The organism is Sphingopyxis chilensis (genome assembly GCF_035930445.1).
GTDB classification, from domain to species: Bacteria; Pseudomonadota; Alphaproteobacteria; order Sphingomonadales; family Sphingomonadaceae; genus Sphingopyxis; species Sphingopyxis chilensis.
In genome coordinates, this window is sequence record NZ_CP142394.1 from 1,935,255 (window position 1) to 1,950,427 (window position 15,173).

The window sequence follows — 15,173 nt, forward strand, 5'->3', positions numbered from 1 at the left end:
CCTTGCAGTCTGTCGAAGAAGCGCGCCTTTCGGCGCGCGACGAACTTGCCGCGGACGTCCTTGCCAGCAATCGCGCTGCAGGACGCAAAGTTGCCGTTGCCGAAAGCTGCACCGGCGGGATGGTCAGCGCCGCGCTGACCGACATCGCGGGCAGTTCGGACGTCTTCTCCGCCGGCTTCATCACCTATTCGGGGCATGCGAAGCAGTCGCAGCTCGACGTCAGCAGCGAAATCCTCGAAACCTTCGGCGAAGTGTCGCTCGCCACGGCCTGGGCGATGGCGGCGGGCGTGCTGGCGAACAGCGATGCCGATGTCGCGGTCGCGATCACCGGGATCGCGGGCCCGGGCGGCGGATCCGAAAAGAAGCCCGTCGGCCTTGTCGTTTTCGCGCGCGCGCTGCGCGGGCAGGATCCCGACGATTATTTCACCCAGCGCATCCAGTTCGAATCGACCGATCGCGCGACGATCCGTCATCACGCGACACTGTTTGCGCTCAGCCTGCTTCAGCCCGAAAAGGACGGGCTGCGCCCGTCGGAGGATGTCGCCCTCCCCGCGCCGTAAAGCGCGTCCGCGCGCGCCTCGAACGCGGCGATCATCTTGCGAAGCGCTTTGTCGAACATCTGGCCGGCAAGTGCCTCGAACATGCGGCTGCGGAACGAGAAGTCGACCATGAAATCGACGCGGCAACCGCCGCCCTCGGCGGGTCGGAAGTGCCATTCGTTGCTGAGATGCTTCATCGGCCCGTCGATGTAGCTGACGATGACCTCGTGCGGGCGCTGCTTGTGCACGCGGCACGAAAAGCTCTCGCGCAGGCCCTTGAAACCGACGATCATGTCGGCGACGGTTTCATGCTCGCTGTCGTCGCGGACGCGGAGCGCGACGACCCAAGGCAGGAACTCGGGATAGCGCGCGATGTCGGTGACGAGCGCGAACATCTGCTCGTCGCTGTACGGCAGCTCGCGCGTTTCGTGGTGCCGGGGCAATCAGTCCGCCTTCACGCGCGCCAGTTGCGCCTCGCGCGCGGCGCGCATCCGTTCGAAATCGTCGCCGGCGTGATAGCTGGAACGCGTGAGCGGCGATGACGCGACCTGCAGGAAGCCCTTCGCGCGCGCGATCTGCGCATAGGCGTCGAACGCCTGCGGCGTCACGAATTCCGCGACCTTGGCATGTTTCGGCGTCGGCTGGAGATATTGGCCCATCGTCATGAAATCGATGTCGGCGCTGCGCATGTCGTCCATCACCTGATGGACCTCCATCCGCTCCTCGCCAAGGCCGAGCATGATGCCCGACTTGGTGAAGATCGACGGATCGCGACGCTTGACGCTTTCGAGCAGGCGCAGCGAGGCATAATAGCGCGCGCCGGGGCGGATCGTCGGATAGAGCCGCGGCACGGTTTCGAGATTATGGTTATAGACGTCGGGGCGCGCATCGACGATCGCCGCGACGGCGCTTTCGGGCTTGTTGCGAAAGTCGGGGGTCAGGATTTCGATCGTCGTCTGCGGCGTTTCGCGGCGCAGCGCGTTGATCACCTTGACGAACTGGCTCGCGCCGCCATCGGGCAAATCGTCACGGTCGACCGAGGTGATGACGATGTGGCTGAGCCCCATCTTCGCCGCGGCGATCGCCGTATGTTCGGGCTCGAGCAGGTCGACGGGGCGCGGCATCCCGGTCTTGACGTTGCAAAAGGCGCAGGCGCGGGTGCAGGTATCGCCGAGGATCATCACCGTCGCATGCTTCTTGGTCCAGCATTCGCCGATGTTCGGACACGCCGCCTCTTCGCAAACCGTGTGCAGGTTCAGCTCGCGCATCAGCTTGCGCGTTTCGGCATAGCCGGGGCTGGTCGGCGCCTTGACGCGGATCCAGTCGGGCTTGCGCTGGCGCTGGCTGGGGGTGACGGCGGAGGCCGGTTGAGGCTGGGCGGGAGCGTTCATGCCGCCCACATAGTCGCGCACGCGCCTCTTCTCAACCTCTCTACCTATGCTAAGGCGCCTCCATGACTCACTTTACAGATATGATCGAGGGCTACCGGCGTTTCCGTAACGGCGGCTGGGCGGAGCAACGCGAACGCTGGGAACAGCTTGCCGAAGGACAGTCGCCCAAGGTGATGGTGATCGCCTGTTCGGACAGCCGGTCCGAACCCTCGCAGATTTTCGACACCAGCCCGGGCGAAATCTTCGTCGTCCGCAACGTCGCGGCGCTGGTGCCGCCGTTCGAGACGACCCCGGGACGCCACGGCGTCTCGGCGGCGCTCGAATTCGCGGTGCAGTTCCTGAAGGTCGAGGAAATCGTCGTGATGGGGCACGGCCTTTGCGGCGGGTGCCATGCAGCGCTCCACAAGTCGATGGAAGGCGCGGAGCCCGGGCGCGGCGGCTTTATCGCCGACTGGATCGGCCTGCTCGACGAGGCGAGCGAGGCGGTGCGTGCCGCCCATCCACAGATCGACAACCGCGAAGCGGGCCGCGCGATGGAAATGGCGGCCGTGCGCGTGAGTATCGCGAATTTGCGCACCTTCCCCTGCATCCAGGAGAAGGAAAAGCGTGGGAGCCTGAAACTGCGCGGCGCCTTTTTCGCGATCGGCGACGGGATATTGCATGTGATGGACGAAGCGACGGGGGAATTCGCTCCCGCCTGAACCTGCCGGGCCGACGCGATCGCGGGACAGGGGTTGCGCCCGGCTGGCGGCGGGTTCACAGCCCTCCCCCATGCCTTCCAAGCCGACAATCCCGCGCTGGGCCCGCCTCGCGCAGCATCGCTTCAATCGTCGCGCCCGCAGCGAAGTCGGTGATATTCGCCGCCGCGTCGCGATGGTCGGCGGTGCGATCCTGCTGGGCCTGGTGGCCTTGGCCTTCGCCGCCGCCGGCGACCGGGCGCAGCACCTGATCTTTCGCATTTCGGATCGCGCCTGGTGGCTGCCACTCCTGATCACACCGACCGCCTTTGCGCTGATCGTCTGGACCGCGAACCGCTATTTCCCGGCATCGCGCGGTTCGGGCATCCCGCAAATCATTGCCGCCGGGCGCCGCCCCGAGCAGGAAGCGACCGGGCCGTTGGTGTCGCTGCGCACCGCCTTTGCCAAGCTCGGTCTGACGATCGCCACATTGTCGGTCGGCGGCTCGGTCGGGCGCGAGGGGCCGACGGTTCAGGTCAGCGCGGCGATCATGGTCGCGATGCACCGCCTGCTCAAAGTCCGCGTCACCGCGGGCGTCTTTATCGCCGGCGGTGCGGCAGGCGTCGCGGCGGCGTTCAATACGCCGCTCGCGGGCATCGCCTTTGCCATCGAGGAACTCGCAGCAGCCTATGAACAGCGCGTCGCCGTGCTGACGATGGGCGCTGTCCTGATCGCAGGTCTCGTCAGCCTGTCGGTTGCGGGCGATTATGTTTATTTCGGCGTGATGCGCGATACGCTGCCCGTTTCGGACGTGCTGCTGATCGCGCCGATAGCCGGGATCGGCGGCGGGCTGGCCGGCGGATTGTTCGCAAGGATCGTCCTGGCGGCAAGCGACCGCTCGACCGGTTGGGCCCGGCGCGCAGCCACGCAGCCGGTGCTGTTCGCTGCGGGATGCGGCCTCGTCGTCGCGCTCGTCGGGATCGCGACCAACGGCGGCACGTGGGGCACGGGCTATGACGTCACGAAATTCCTGGTCGAAGGCCATCAGGGCAAGCTCTGGTTTTTCCCGGCCAAGTTCGCCGCGGCGCTCGCCTCGACACTCAGCGGCGCACCGGGCGGCATCTTCGCGCCCTCGCTCGCCGTCGGCGCCGGTTTCGGCAATCTGCTGACCCCCGCCTTTCCCGAAAGTCCGGCGGGCGCGGTCGTGATGCTGGGCATGGCCGCCTATTTCGTCGGGGTCGTACGGGCGCCGCTGACCGCAGTGATCATCCTGATCGAAACCACCGCGGCGCGCGGCATCATCCTGCCGCTATTCGCCACCGCGCTGATCGCCGACTGGACCAGCGCACAAATCTGCCCGACGCGGCTGTATCACGGGCTTGCGAAACGCATCATGCCGCCAAAGATCGGCGCGCGACCGGGCGATGATTAGCGGCTGATGGCGGGAACGGCGGGAGCCAAGCCTGCATATTTCCGATGTCCGCTTTGGGGTTGGGAACTGCCATTCCCCTCTGTCCGTTCGAGTCGAGCGAAGTCGAGACACCCATCGACGTGACGCCTGGCCCGAGGGGCATCTCGACTTCGCTCCATGCGAAGGGAGTGGGAAGGCTGCATATCCGCAATCGATCGGTTGCTGTTTTTCCGTCCGATTCGAGGCGATTGCCTGAAATGGGGAGCCTCTATGCCTACATGCCATCCAGAATCGATTGCGCTTCAGTGCGGATTTGGCCCATTTCGGAAGACGCCAAAATCACCTCGACATCACCCGACGTTTTATCGACAAGATCACAAAACCTCTCTCCCAGAGCCATGATCCGTGCGTCCCAAGGCCCGAACACGGGTCGTCGAGCTTTGACATTTGGCGACAGGTTGCTGCCGAAGAGCATCGAATGGCATAGCTCTTCCGGCACGCACATGACGCTCTGATCACGCCCCATCCAGTAATAGTCTTGGAAGTCTTTGTCGCTCAGCTCTCGAAGAGCCTCTAGCACCGCTTCTTTGTTCGGTTTAAACATGTCAGGCTAGCCTTGCTGCGATGGTTGCCAGCGGCATCTTGGCCAAAAGGTCGAATGTCCGCAATTGCGGTCGAAACCGGTCGTTCAGCCAACACTTCCCACATTGCACAAAGCAAAACGCCCGCGGAAGACCGCGGGCGCTTCGTTTATCCGGCAGTGGCGAAGAGCTCAGCTCCGGGCGACACCCGCGATGGCTTGATCGACCAGCGCCTTGTCGGCCGCGGCGTCATGCTTGTCGGCGATCAGCCGTGCGGCCGCTTCGGTCGCCGCTTTGGCGGCCGCCGTGCGGACCTCGGCGAGCGCGCCGGCTTCGGCCGCCGCGATGCGGTCTTCGGCCATCTGCTTGCGGCGCGCGATCAGCGCGGTCGCGTCGGCCTTTGCCTTGGCGACGAGCGCCTCGGCCTCGGCATCGGCACGGGCGCGCATTTCATCGGCTTCCTTGGCGGCGTCGGCAAGCTTCGCCTCATATTCGGCCTTCAGCGATTCGGCGTCGAGGCGCAGCGCCTCGGCTTCCTTGAGCTGCTTCGAAATCTCGGCAATCTTGTTGTCGAGCATGCCCGCGATCATCGCCGGCACCTTCTTCCACAACAGGATCGCGATAAAGATCGCCATGGCGATCGAAACCCAGCTTGTCGCGGTGAGGATACCGAAAGACTTCGGTTCAGCGGCACCTTCGGCCAGGATCATGAGGAAATCAGCCATGGAGCACCGCCTTCACCGCTGCCTTGGCGTCCGCCGCGGCAACCTGCACACCCGAGAGCTTGGCGACGAGGTCGCCCGCCGCTTCGGCCGCGACCGCTTCGATTTCCGCCATTGCCGACGAGCGCGCGGCGCCGATTTCGGCTTCCGCTGCCGCCAGCTTGTCCGCGAGTTCGGCATCGACCTTCGCCAAACGCTTTTCGGCGTCCTTCGCGGCCTTGCCCTTGGCGTCGGTCACCGCCTTTTGCGCGGCGGCGCGGCTCGCGTCGCTCTGCTGGCGATAGCTTTCTTCCAGACCGTCGGCCGCGGCGTGCGCAGCTTTCGCCGCTGCCAGATCGTCGGCCACCTTGCGGTCGCGCGCGTCCACCGTCGCCTCGATCTTCGGCAGCATGCCGCGGCCGATGACGAAAAAGACGAAGCCGAAGGTCAGCAGCACCCAGAAAATCTGGGATGCGGCGTACCAGCTTTCAGCAAATTGGCTGATTTGAGGCATGGATTTACTCGACCGACAAAAGAAAAGCAGTCGCGGGGCCCGCGCTCAGCGCGCCGGCCCCGCAGACGAAATCAGGCTGCCTTGAGGTACAGCAGGATCGCGATCAGGAACGACAGCAGGCCGAGAAGTTCGGCGGCCGCGAAGCCGATGAACAGGCGGCCCTGCTGGCCGTCGGCCGCCGCGGGGTTGCGCAGCGCGCTTTCGAGGAAGCTACCGAACACGTTGCCCACACCGATGGCGGCCATACCGGCACCGATAGCGGCCAGACCGGCGCCGATGAGCGAAGCAGCTTGAACGTCCATTTTATACTCCTTGGGAAAAACGATAATTATGCAGTTGAAAAATCAGTGCAGATTGATCGCGTCGTTCAGATAGAGCGACGTGAGCAGCGCGAAAACATAAGCCTGGATACCCGCGACCAGCAGTTCGAGACCACTGATACCGATCATCAATGCCATGCTGGGGAGGCCGACACCAATACCGATCGCCGGGCCCGCCGCGATCCCGTCGATGATGAACGACGCAAACACCTTCATCAGCACGTGGCCCGCGGTCATTGCGACGAACAGTCGCAGCGCGAGACTGAACGGGCGGACGAGGAACGACACCAGTTCGATCGCCGGGATCAGCCACATCAGCCAGATCGGGGTGCCATGCGGCACGAAGAGCGAGAAGAAATGGAAACCGTGGCGCCAGAAGCCGACGATCAGCACGATCGCGAAGCTGAGGATCGCGAGCACGCCGGTGATCGCGAAGTGGCTCGTCACGGTGAAGGGGTGCAGGCCGAACAGGCCGAAGGGCATCAGACCCAGCACGTTCAGCATCAGGATGAACATGAAGAGCGAGAAGACATAGGGCGTATATTTGCGGCCTTCAGGGCCGATATTGGCATTCATCATGCTGGAGATGAAGCCGGTGAAGCCCTCGACGGCGACCTGCCAGCGGCCAGGAACGAGCTGGCGCTTCATCCCGCCGACCATGAAGACCCACAGCAAGAGGCCAGCGATGACCATCCACAGCGCGCTGGTGGTAAAGGCAACCTCCTGACCCCCGACATGGAACATGTCGAACATCTTCTGCACCTCGAACTGGTGCATCGGGTCCACTTTGCCTTGATCCGCCACGCGATACCTCGCCTAAAATCCTGTCAATCCGGCTTTTTGGGCCGAACATTCGCAATCCGAAATATGTTTCTGAAGGCGACGCCTATTCCGAGGAACAGCACCACCAACAGGCCCCAGGGCGCCGTGCCGGCAAAATGGTCGATCGTCCAACCGACCAGCGCGCCGCCACCGATCCCGCCCAGCAGCTCGGCCAGAACACGATTACCGAGCTTGTAATTCGCATCGGTCTCCGGTCCGGCGGTCGCTGCGGTCCTTCTTGCTTCTGCGGCTTCGGCCCGGTCCAATCGCTCTTCGAGCGAGACCAGGCGCGAATCCTCAGAGCCAAGTTCCGGATCGCTGCCATTCCCCGTCATTCTCTCGCCATCCTCCTGAAACAGAACCGGAAACTCCCGATTCCGCCTACAAAAAAAGGCCCGAAAATTCGGGGGACCCCTAAGGCGCGGTCCGTTTAGGAACGCCGCCCGCTTAAGTCAATGCTTCTGCTTGTGCGCACAAAAATGCCGCCGCGTTTAGGGGCGCGGCGGCATATGAGAGCCCTCGGGCTCCATTATTCGGATTCGGATCTTACGGGCAGCGCGCGTCGCGTTCGGGCGGGCTGGCATCGCGGGTTTTCCATGCGCCGCCGGGGGTCTGATATTTTTCGCCCGGCTTGGTCTTCGCGATCAGATTGCAGCCGCTGGTAAAGGCGAATTGCTCGACGGTGCTGCCCGTCGACTGCGCGCTCGCGGTATAAGCCGCCTTCCGCTTGATATTGAGGTCCTGCACCAGCGCGCGGATCGCGGGGGTCGGCGTCGTCGCGAAACCCAGATAGCCGTCGGGCTGCTCGCCGATCTGCCCGGCGGCGCGCGCCGCGGCATAGGCCGGGTCGCGCTGCGCCATCGCCGACGGCACAGCAAGGGCCACGGCAGCCGTTGCCGCGATCGCGGCAAGCGCCAGTCCGGTCGGTTTCCATTTGGTCATACGCATCACATCCTTCCCCATCAGAATATCTCGCTATTCTGCTCGATGAGCTTTTTGGCATCGCCATCCAGCCTGTACACCACTTCCTGCCGGATGTTGATATTCAGGTTGATTTCGATCGGCTTATCGGGCGTTTCGATCTGAACGCAGCCCGCCAAGGCTCCCATCAGGGTCGGCGCACCTATCATCACCGCAATATGCCTGACGTCAATCGCCAGCCTCCTTGCTCCAGTCTTGTTTATCTTCATCGCACAGGCTCGCTTTCTGGTGGCTGAACGGGGGCGTCCTCCCCCCTCGCGGCGGATTCGGCTTCTTCCTGGGCCCGCATAAGGGCCGGGAGATTCTGTTCGATCAGCAGCGACGGATCATAGAATCCCTTCGCCGACGTCAGAAGCTGTCGGAACGGCGCGGTGATCTTCACATTGAAGACCAGGGGCAGTTTCGCGACCTGATTGGTCAGGAAATTGCGCGTCGCGCCCTCGCCCTGCCCCACGCCGCCAAAGCGGATGTCGGTCACCATTTCGCCGTCGAGATCCCCGTTCAATATGATCGTCAGATCGTCATATTTGAGGCTGCGCAGCGCGCCAAAGGCAAAATTGGCGATCGTGCCGAGATTGCGGTTCGACAATTCGCCGACATAGGCGAGCGTCCCCCCGCCGGCGCGCGAATCGATGCGCCCGTCCACGATCCGCCCGCCGAGCCCGTCGAATTCGACCGGCAGGGTGCCGTCGAACACGCCCGTTGCATTGATATTGTCGAACCCGAAATTCTGCAGGAACACGGCGGCGTCGACCCCGACGATGTCGAACGACAGCCGCCGGGCATTGTCAGCGTTGAAATCGAGCGTCGTGGGGTGGAGCAGCAACTGGCCGCCGCCGAAAGGCCAGCTTCCGCCCTCGATGCGGACGCGGTTGTCGCCGAGCAGCCGATATTCGATTTCGCCGTCGATCACGGGAATGCCGGGGTTGATCTCGTTGATCTTCGCGATCTGCCCCGGCGCCGACCTGAGCCCGATGAGATCGTCGAAGCTGAGCGTCGTCGTCAGCCCGGTGACCGGGCCGAATGCAGCCGCCAGACTTGCGTCGGCGGTTGCGAAGGTGCCGCGGCTCGTGACGCCGTCGGCGGTCCACTCGATCCGCCCGTCGCCGACGACCGAACCCTGAACGTTGGCGACGACGCCGAGCGCGAGGCTGGTAAGCTGGTCGGGCTGGAACGCATCGTCGAACCGCAACTCCTTCACGGCGAGGTCCGCCGCACCGCTAGTGTCGGCGAGGCGATGGCGGATCAGCGTGTCGAGAATTTTCGTCCCCGTCTTCCGTTCGTTGAAGCCGGCTTTCGCTTCGATGACCCCGTCTGCGAACCGCAGGCTCGCATCATCGCTGACGAGCGGGAAGAAGCGCGGGTCGGGCGCCGCGTCGGTGAGCAGAAGGCCGCCGTCGAGTGTCAGCGCGCCTTTCGCGAAGCGCCATTGCCCCGCAATCTCGCTCATGTTGAGCGGCACCGCGCCGATCTTGCCCTCCGCGCCGCGAAGCTCACCGGCCATGCCCTGCGGTGTCGCCCGCCCGGTGAGGGTGTCAGCGGCGAAGCGGGTCACGTCCTCCCCCTCGCCCAGCGCGATGTCCGCGCGCGCCAGCGACCAGCGCATCGCCGACAGGTCCAGGTTCGCCGGGCCGCTGGTCAGGCTGAACGGCGAACTGCCGCTTGTTCCCCTCAGGGCAATGCGCGGAATGCGAATGTCGCCGCGCAGGCCAGCAGGCCCTGCGCTGAGCAGCGGAGCCCCCGGACGGCTGCACAGATCGATGGCGCTGCGGCCGATCCGGAACCCGCTGACCTCGATCCGGTCGGCAGCGACCCGGCTGCACCCGCCGTCGAATGCGAGCGCTCCCGTGGGGGCAAGAAAGCCGTTCAGCGGCACCGTCAACCGCTCGACGCGGCCGCCCGCGAGCGGTCCCGACAGCGCCACCGTCGTCGCGAAGCGGAGAAGCCCGCCCGCGCCACCCGAAAAACGCACCGGCGTCAACGCCAGCCTTGCCCCTTCGGCGCCATAGGGCTCGAAGCTCGCAAGACCGGTGACCTTCCCCTCGGCACTGCGATCGAGGCTCAGCGTTCCCGCGGGCAGGTCGCCTCCGCCGATGTTCCAGCGCCCCGTCGCGATCACCGCAGGATCGTCGGCGCCATAAAGATAGCCGATACGGCTTTCGGCGCTGCCGGTAAAATGCGCGCCGCTCGCGCTCGTCAGTTCGGGCGCGATCAAATCGACCCGCGCGGTCGGCCCCTCGCCCGCAATTGCGAAACCCGCACTGCCGCTCGCATCGGCGAGCACGCGGCTCAAGGCCCCGACGGCCCTTGCCGCCAGCGGCCCGATCGGCGTCCCCGACAGCCCGCGCGCGCTTTCGGTGAGCGAACGGCGCAAGTCCGCGCTGCTGTTCGCACGCGCGAAACCGATGCGTCCGTCGAATTTGGGCGCCGCGCTGCCGACGCTGCCCTTCGCTTCGAGGTTCACGCTCGCGGCAGCGAAATCGGGTCCGCGCAGGCGCGCCATATCGGCATCGACGTCGAGCCTGGTCAGCACCGCGGTGCCGTCGAAACTTGCGCGCAACCCCATTCGGTCGGCCGCGATCGGGCCTGCGACGAGGCGCACGATGCTGGCGTCGGCCTTGCCCTTCCAGCTTTGCAGATTCTCTGACAGCGACAGGTCGAGCGCGACTTGCGGCGACGCCGCGCTGACGCTGCCGCCCGCGCAGCGCAGCGCGCCGCCGCGCAGCGGGCCCACCAGCTGCGGCCGGATGTCGCGGACGAGGACCGTGCCATAGAAGCTGACATTATCACCGTGGCATCCCGCCGCCCCGACCCGCGGCGCGACGAGTGCGAGCTTGCCGGTGAAGTCGCGGCGCAGATTGCCGCCACCATTCAGCGCCGCGCCGATATCCCCCCACGGGGTTTCAACGCGCGCCCGTGCATCGCGAAGCGCGACCGACAGGTCGGGCAAGGCAAAGGGATCCTTGCTTTCGGGGTCGCGGAACTTGTCGAGCGAACCGAACGACAGGCGCCCGTCGACGAAACGCCCGTAAAGCCGGACACCGTCGGCGTTGATTCCCGACACATAGGGCCCCGACCAGCCATAGCCGAGCAGGACCTCGACGCGCTTTGCCGTGAGGTCGGGCCGCTTCGGGTCGCCGATTACGATATCGGACAAGACCTCGCTGCGAAAACCGATCCGCTCGATCGTGTAACGCGCAGGAACGTCGCGACTGCCGAGCTGGTCGCGGATGAATTCATCGGCGATCGGTTCGCGGGCGATCCAGACCCCCGCGACGAGGATGATCACCGCGCCGGCGGTCAGCCAGCGCTTCTTGAACAATAAAGTCCGGTATTTGAACCGCGGCTGCTCGCCGCCTGCCACGTCAGTCATGGGAATTGGCCGATGACGTCATGGCGGCAAAATCTCGTCCCTCGACCCAGACCCCGTTCACACCAGAAACGCCGGAAATCCCGTTTCGATGCAGGAAATTGATCCGGTTCGCCATCTTCCTTTTCCTATGACCGTTGAGTGCGCCTCACAAGGCGGTTATTGCGGCGATGATGGGGGACACGCCGGATCATGTCGGTCACCGCGCGCGACTGCGCTCGCGCCTGCTCGACGACGCGGACGGGCTCGCGGATTATGAGCTGGTCGAATATCTGCTCGCGCTCGCGATTCCGCGCCGCGATACCAAGCCGCTCGCCAAGGCGCTGCTGCGCGAATTCGGATCGCTGGCGCAACTCGTGAGCGCCGACCCCGAATCGCTACGCCGCGTCGACGGGCTCGGCGACACCGGCATCGCGGCGCTCAAGATCGTTCAGGCGACCGGCCTGCGCTTGCTGAAAGGCGAATTTCGCGACAAGCCGCTCCTGTCCAGCTGGGATGCGCTGCTCGACTGGCTCCGCGCCGATATGGGGCCGATCGACGTCGAGCGCGTCCGCATTCTTTATCTCAACTCGCGCAACATGCTCATTCGCGACGAACTGGCGAGCGAGGGATCGATCGACCAGTCGGCGATCTATGTGCGCGAGGTGATCAAACGCGCGCTGGAACTCGGCGCCTCCGCGATCATCCTGGTTCACAACCATCCGAGCGGCAGCCCCGAACCGAGCCGTCAGGACATCGCGATCACCAAGGATATCGCCGCCGCAGCCGCGAAACTCGGGATAGCTCTCCACGATCATATCATTATCGGTGGGTCTGATTACCGGAGCTTCCGCGCGATGGGACTGATCTAGGGTCAGGACCCGTTTGACTTCCCCGGTTCGCGGCCACATGATTCCCGTCATGCAGATTCGGCGCGGCCTTCTCCGCTTCCGCCATCACGGGGGACAGCTTCTCGCGGGCATTTAGCCCCGGGTTCCGGCGCGATCGCCCCGAGCCCGGGGCACCTTCCGTCCCACATTGCCGTGCGTGGCAGGCCGCCGCGCGCCAGCCGGAAAGTCCGCGCCATGACCAACAAGAATAGCGGGGCCGCGATGCCCCTTATCCGCATGATCGACAGCGAAGCCGATGCGCTGACCGAGCTCACGCTGCAACAGCAGCGCGATTCGATCGCATTCTATGAACTGCTGCTCGACGAGATCGATCGCGCTGCAATCTGCGTCCGCGCCGCGATCCCGCCGGACGTCGTCACAATGGGGTCAACGGTGACCTTCACCGATGCGAGGAGCGGCACCGAGCGGACATTGCGCCTTGTCTATCCCGCCGAAGCCAACATAGCCGAAGGGCGGATTTCGATCCTGACTCCGGTCGGCGCCGGATTGATCGGGCTGAGCGTCGGCCAGTCGATCAACTGGCCCGACCGTGGCGGCGTCGAGCACCGGCTGACGATCATCGCGGTTGAACAACCCGCATAGACCCAACCCTATGCACGGCGATGCGGCCGCCGGATCGCTCCGACGGCCGCACCACCCCGCGGGGCGCCGTTCAGGCGCCGCGCGACAGGAAACCGGTGAGTTCGGTCTTGTTCACGCCGCCCGACTTGTCGCCGTCGGCGGACGCGAAGGCCTGTCCGATCCAGCTCGTCACCTCGGCCGATTCGACGTCGGCGCTGGGGTCGGTCGCGGCACGCAGCTTCTTCATCCACGCGCCGAATTCGGCTTCATTGAGGTCGCCGTTCTTGTCCCCGTCATAGGTCGGGAATTCCTGTTCGACGATCTGCGCGATCTGGGTCGGCGTCGCCGCTGCGCTCGACGGAGCGGCTTCGGTCGCCGCCGGCGGAGTCGACGAATCGGGCATCGGGGCCGGATTCGTGGTGTCAGGCGTCGGGCTGGTCGTGTCCGGCGCGGGTGCCGGCGCCGGACTCACGGGCTCGGTCGTCGTCGGCTGGCTCATCGGGTCCGAAGCCGGCGGGGTGGTCTGGGCCAGCGCGGGAAAACTCACCGCGGCGGCACCGATCAAAAGCATCTGTTTCAACATGATATTACTCCTGCGTAAGGTTTATTCCGGTTCCGACTCGGGCTTTTCCTCGTCATCCGGAGCGGGCTGGTCAGCCGGAGGGGTCGGCTCGGCCGCGGGGGGCGTGTCGCTGGGAAGCGCGTCCTCGGTCGGCGCCTGATCGGTCGGCGCCGTCTGGTCCGTCGGGGTGGTGCTGTCGGGCGTCGGCGCAGTCGTGTCGGTGGGCGCCGGCGGCGTTTGCGTCGTCGGGGCGGGCTGTTCGTCCATCGGCGCGGTGGTCTGGGCCAGGGCGGGGAAGCTTACGGCGGCTGCGCCGATCAAAAGCACTTGTTTCAACACATTCATTCTCCTGTATCGGCGACCTTGATTTGCCGGTCGCCTTTCTGATGGGGCGAAGGATCAACCCGCCGGATTTCGCCAAAGTTGCGGTCGCTGGACATTTGGCGAAACGCCCCGTCCCTGCTACGGGGCGCCCCGACCCGGTTTCGCGGGGATTCCGCGACAAGCCGCCCGAAAAGGAAGGAAATTCAATGGTTCCGCGTTACGCACGGCCGGAAATGACCGCGATCTGGTCGGCCGAGAATCGCTTTCGCATCTGGTTCGAGATCGAAGCGCACGCGACCGACGCGCTCGCCGAACTCGGCACCGTGCCCAAATCCGCCGCCAAGGCGCTGTGGGACTGGTGGGCGACGAACCCCGTGATAGACGTCGCCGCGATCGACGCGATCGAAGCGGTGACCAAACATGACGTCATCGCCTTCCTGACCTGGGTCGCCGAGAATGTCGGCGATGAAGCCCGCTTCATGCACCAGGGCATGACAAGCTCCGACGTGCTCGACACCTGCCTTGCGGTCCAGCTCAGCCAGGCCGCCGACATATTGCTCGCCGACATCGACGCGTTGCTCGAAGCGATCAAGCGCCGCGCCTATGAGCACAAGCTCACCCCGACGATCGGCCGCAGCCACGGCATCCACGCCGAACCGGTAACCTTCGGGCTCAAGCTCGCCGAGGCCTATGCCGAATTCTCGCGCTGCAAAATCCGCCTGCAGGCCGCGCGCAACGAAATTGCAACCTGCGCCATCTCGGGCGCCGTCGGCACCTTCGCCAATATCGATCCCCGCGTCGAAGCGCATGTCGCGGCCAAGCTCGGCCTGACGATCGAGCCCGTCTCGACGCAGGTCATCCCGCGCGACCGCCATGCGATGTTCTTCGCCGTGCTCGGCGTCATCGCGTCGTCGATCGAGCGACTCGCGGTCGAGGTTCGCCATCTCCAGCGCACCGAAGTGCTCGAGGCAGAGGAATATTTCTCGCCGGGGCAGAAGGGTTCGTCGGCGATGCCGCACAAGCGCAACCCGGTGCTGACCGAGAATCTGACCGGCCTCGCGCGCATGGTGCGCAGCGCCGCGATCCCCGCGATGGAGAATGTCGCGCTGTGGCACGAGCGCGACATCAGTCACTCGTCGGTCGAGCGCTTCATCGGACCCGACGCGACGATCACGCTCGACTTCGCGCTGGCGCGGCTGACCGGCGTCATCGACAAGCTGCTTGTCTATCCCGAGCGGATGCAGAAAAATCTCGACCGCATGGGCGGCCTCGTCCACTCGCAACGCGTGCTGCTGGCGCTGACGCAGGCGGGCGCGAGCCGCGAGGACAGCTATGCCCTCGTCCAGCGCAACGCGATGAAGGTATGGGAATCGGACGGCCAGCTCTCGCTGCTCGAACTGCTGAAGGGCGATGCCGAAGTCACCGCGCGGCTTTCGGCGGACCAGCTTACGGAACTTTTCGACCTCGGCTATCATATGAAGCATGTCGACACGATCTTCGACAGGGTGTTCGGGGCGGTCTAGCCGCAG

The 15,173-nt window shown here is 65.0% G+C and carries 20 protein-coding genes; 6 read left to right on the forward strand and 14 right to left on the reverse strand.

Annotated elements, in window-relative coordinates; translation table 11 throughout:
• Positions 1-2: 2 nt before the first annotated feature.
• Positions 3-560 (forward strand): CinA family protein, encoded by a 558-nt coding sequence (locus VSX79_RS08720; protein WP_179496225.1) that lies wholly within the window; start codon positions 3-5, stop codon positions 558-560.
• Here the strand turns inward: VSX79_RS08720 and VSX79_RS08725 are convergent.
• Entirely contained in the window at positions 503-982 is a 480-nt protein-coding gene (locus VSX79_RS08725; protein WP_179496223.1) for a type II toxin-antitoxin system RatA family toxin, read from the reverse strand. The two genes, VSX79_RS08720 and VSX79_RS08725, sit on opposite strands and share 58 nt — an antisense overlap.
• Entirely contained in the window at positions 983-1,930 is a 948-nt protein-coding gene (gene lipA / locus VSX79_RS08730; protein WP_179497391.1) for a lipoyl synthase, read from the reverse strand.
• A gap of 62 nt (positions 1,931-1,992) precedes the next feature.
• On the opposite strand from lipA, the gene VSX79_RS08735 reads away from it, so the two are divergent.
• Together VSX79_RS08735 and VSX79_RS08740 are read left to right on the forward strand one after the other, a co-directional pair.
• The gene (locus tag VSX79_RS08735) at positions 1,993-2,631 is read left to right on the forward strand and encodes a carbonic anhydrase (RefSeq protein WP_179496220.1); all 639 of its coding nucleotides are present in this window, start codon (positions 1,993-1,995) and stop codon (positions 2,629-2,631) included.
• Between the two features lie 70 nt (positions 2,632-2,701).
• Positions 2,702-4,039, forward strand: coding sequence for a chloride channel protein (locus tag VSX79_RS08740; RefSeq protein ID WP_179496218.1), 1,338 nt, complete (start codon positions 2,702-2,704; stop codon positions 4,037-4,039).
• A gap of 253 nt (positions 4,040-4,292) precedes the next feature.
• On the opposite strand, the gene VSX79_RS08745 is transcribed toward VSX79_RS08740, so the two are convergent.
• The 10 genes from VSX79_RS08745 to VSX79_RS08790 all read right to left on the reverse strand — a co-directional run bounded on the left by VSX79_RS08745 (position 4,293) and on the right by VSX79_RS08790 (position 11,425).
• Entirely contained in the window at positions 4,293-4,622 is a 330-nt protein-coding gene (locus tag VSX79_RS08745) for a hypothetical protein (RefSeq protein WP_326915186.1), read from the reverse strand.
• Positions 4,623-4,790: 168 nt separating this feature from the next.
• A complete protein-coding gene (locus tag VSX79_RS08750) occupies positions 4,791-5,324 on the reverse strand; it encodes a F0F1 ATP synthase subunit B family protein (protein ID WP_179496216.1) in 534 nt (177 codons plus the stop codon).
• Positions 5,317-5,814 carry a F0F1 ATP synthase subunit B family protein gene (locus VSX79_RS08755; RefSeq protein WP_326915187.1) on the reverse strand — a complete coding sequence of 166 codons (498 nt, stop codon included), beginning with the start codon at positions 5,812-5,814 and terminating at the stop codon, positions 5,317-5,319. Before VSX79_RS08755 ends, VSX79_RS08750 begins: the two co-directional genes overlap by 8 nt.
• 71 nt (positions 5,815-5,885) lie before the next feature.
• Positions 5,886-6,116 (reverse strand): F0F1 ATP synthase subunit C, encoded by a 231-nt coding sequence (locus VSX79_RS08760; RefSeq protein ID WP_037515205.1) that lies wholly within the window; start codon positions 6,114-6,116, stop codon positions 5,886-5,888.
• 42 nt (positions 6,117-6,158) lie between these two features.
• Positions 6,159-6,911: a F0F1 ATP synthase subunit A gene (locus VSX79_RS08765; RefSeq protein ID WP_326915188.1), complete on the reverse strand. Its 753-nt coding sequence runs from the start codon at positions 6,909-6,911 to the stop codon at positions 6,159-6,161.
• Positions 6,912-6,961: 50 nt separating this feature from the next.
• Positions 6,962-7,291: an AtpZ/AtpI family protein gene (locus VSX79_RS08770; RefSeq protein WP_326915189.1), complete on the reverse strand. Its 330-nt coding sequence runs from the start codon at positions 7,289-7,291 to the stop codon at positions 6,962-6,964.
• 211 nt (positions 7,292-7,502) lie between these two features.
• Positions 7,503-7,898 carry a YdbL family protein gene (locus VSX79_RS08775; RefSeq protein ID WP_179497387.1) on the reverse strand — a complete coding sequence of 132 codons (396 nt, stop codon included), beginning with the start codon at positions 7,896-7,898 and terminating at the stop codon, positions 7,503-7,505.
• A gap of 20 nt (positions 7,899-7,918) precedes the next feature.
• Complete coding sequence (locus tag VSX79_RS08780; RefSeq protein ID WP_257018123.1) at positions 7,919-8,146, reverse strand: YnbE family lipoprotein; 228 nt, start codon at positions 8,144-8,146, stop codon at positions 7,919-7,921.
• A complete protein-coding gene (locus tag VSX79_RS08785) occupies positions 8,143-11,310 on the reverse strand; it encodes a YdbH domain-containing protein (RefSeq protein WP_326915190.1) in 3,168 nt (1,055 codons plus the stop codon). The genes VSX79_RS08780 and VSX79_RS08785 overlap by 4 nt, the downstream gene beginning before the upstream one ends.
• On the reverse strand, positions 11,303-11,425 hold the full coding sequence (locus VSX79_RS08790; protein WP_326915191.1) for a hypothetical protein: 123 nt from the start codon (positions 11,423-11,425) through the stop codon (positions 11,303-11,305). Before VSX79_RS08790 ends, VSX79_RS08785 begins: the two co-directional genes overlap by 8 nt.
• 52 nt (positions 11,426-11,477) lie before the next feature.
• On the opposite strand from VSX79_RS08790, the gene radC reads away from it, so the two are divergent.
• Both radC and rnk read left to right on the forward strand, forming a co-directional pair.
• Positions 11,478-12,158, forward strand: coding sequence for a RadC family protein (gene radC / locus VSX79_RS08795; protein WP_179496206.1), 681 nt, complete (start codon positions 11,478-11,480; stop codon positions 12,156-12,158).
• Between the two features lie 213 nt (positions 12,159-12,371).
• Complete coding sequence (gene rnk / locus VSX79_RS08800; RefSeq protein ID WP_257018121.1) at positions 12,372-12,779, forward strand: nucleoside diphosphate kinase regulator; 408 nt, start codon at positions 12,372-12,374, stop codon at positions 12,777-12,779.
• Positions 12,780-12,849: 70 nt separating this feature from the next.
• Here the strand turns inward: rnk and VSX79_RS08805 are convergent, their stop codons facing one another.
• A complete protein-coding gene (locus tag VSX79_RS08805) occupies positions 12,850-13,341 on the reverse strand; it encodes an EF-hand domain-containing protein (RefSeq protein WP_326915192.1) in 492 nt (163 codons plus the stop codon).
• 21 nt (positions 13,342-13,362) lie between these two features.
• Positions 13,363-13,659: a hypothetical protein gene (locus VSX79_RS08810; RefSeq protein WP_257018120.1), complete on the reverse strand. Its 297-nt coding sequence runs from the start codon at positions 13,657-13,659 to the stop codon at positions 13,363-13,365.
• A 191-nt stretch (positions 13,660-13,850) separates the two neighbouring features.
• Here VSX79_RS08810 and purB point away from each other — a divergent pair, with 191 nt between their 5' ends.
• Complete coding sequence (gene purB, locus VSX79_RS08815) at positions 13,851-15,167, forward strand: adenylosuccinate lyase (RefSeq protein WP_326915193.1); 1,317 nt, start codon at positions 13,851-13,853, stop codon at positions 15,165-15,167.
• The last annotated feature ends 6 nt before the right edge of the window (positions 15,168-15,173 follow it).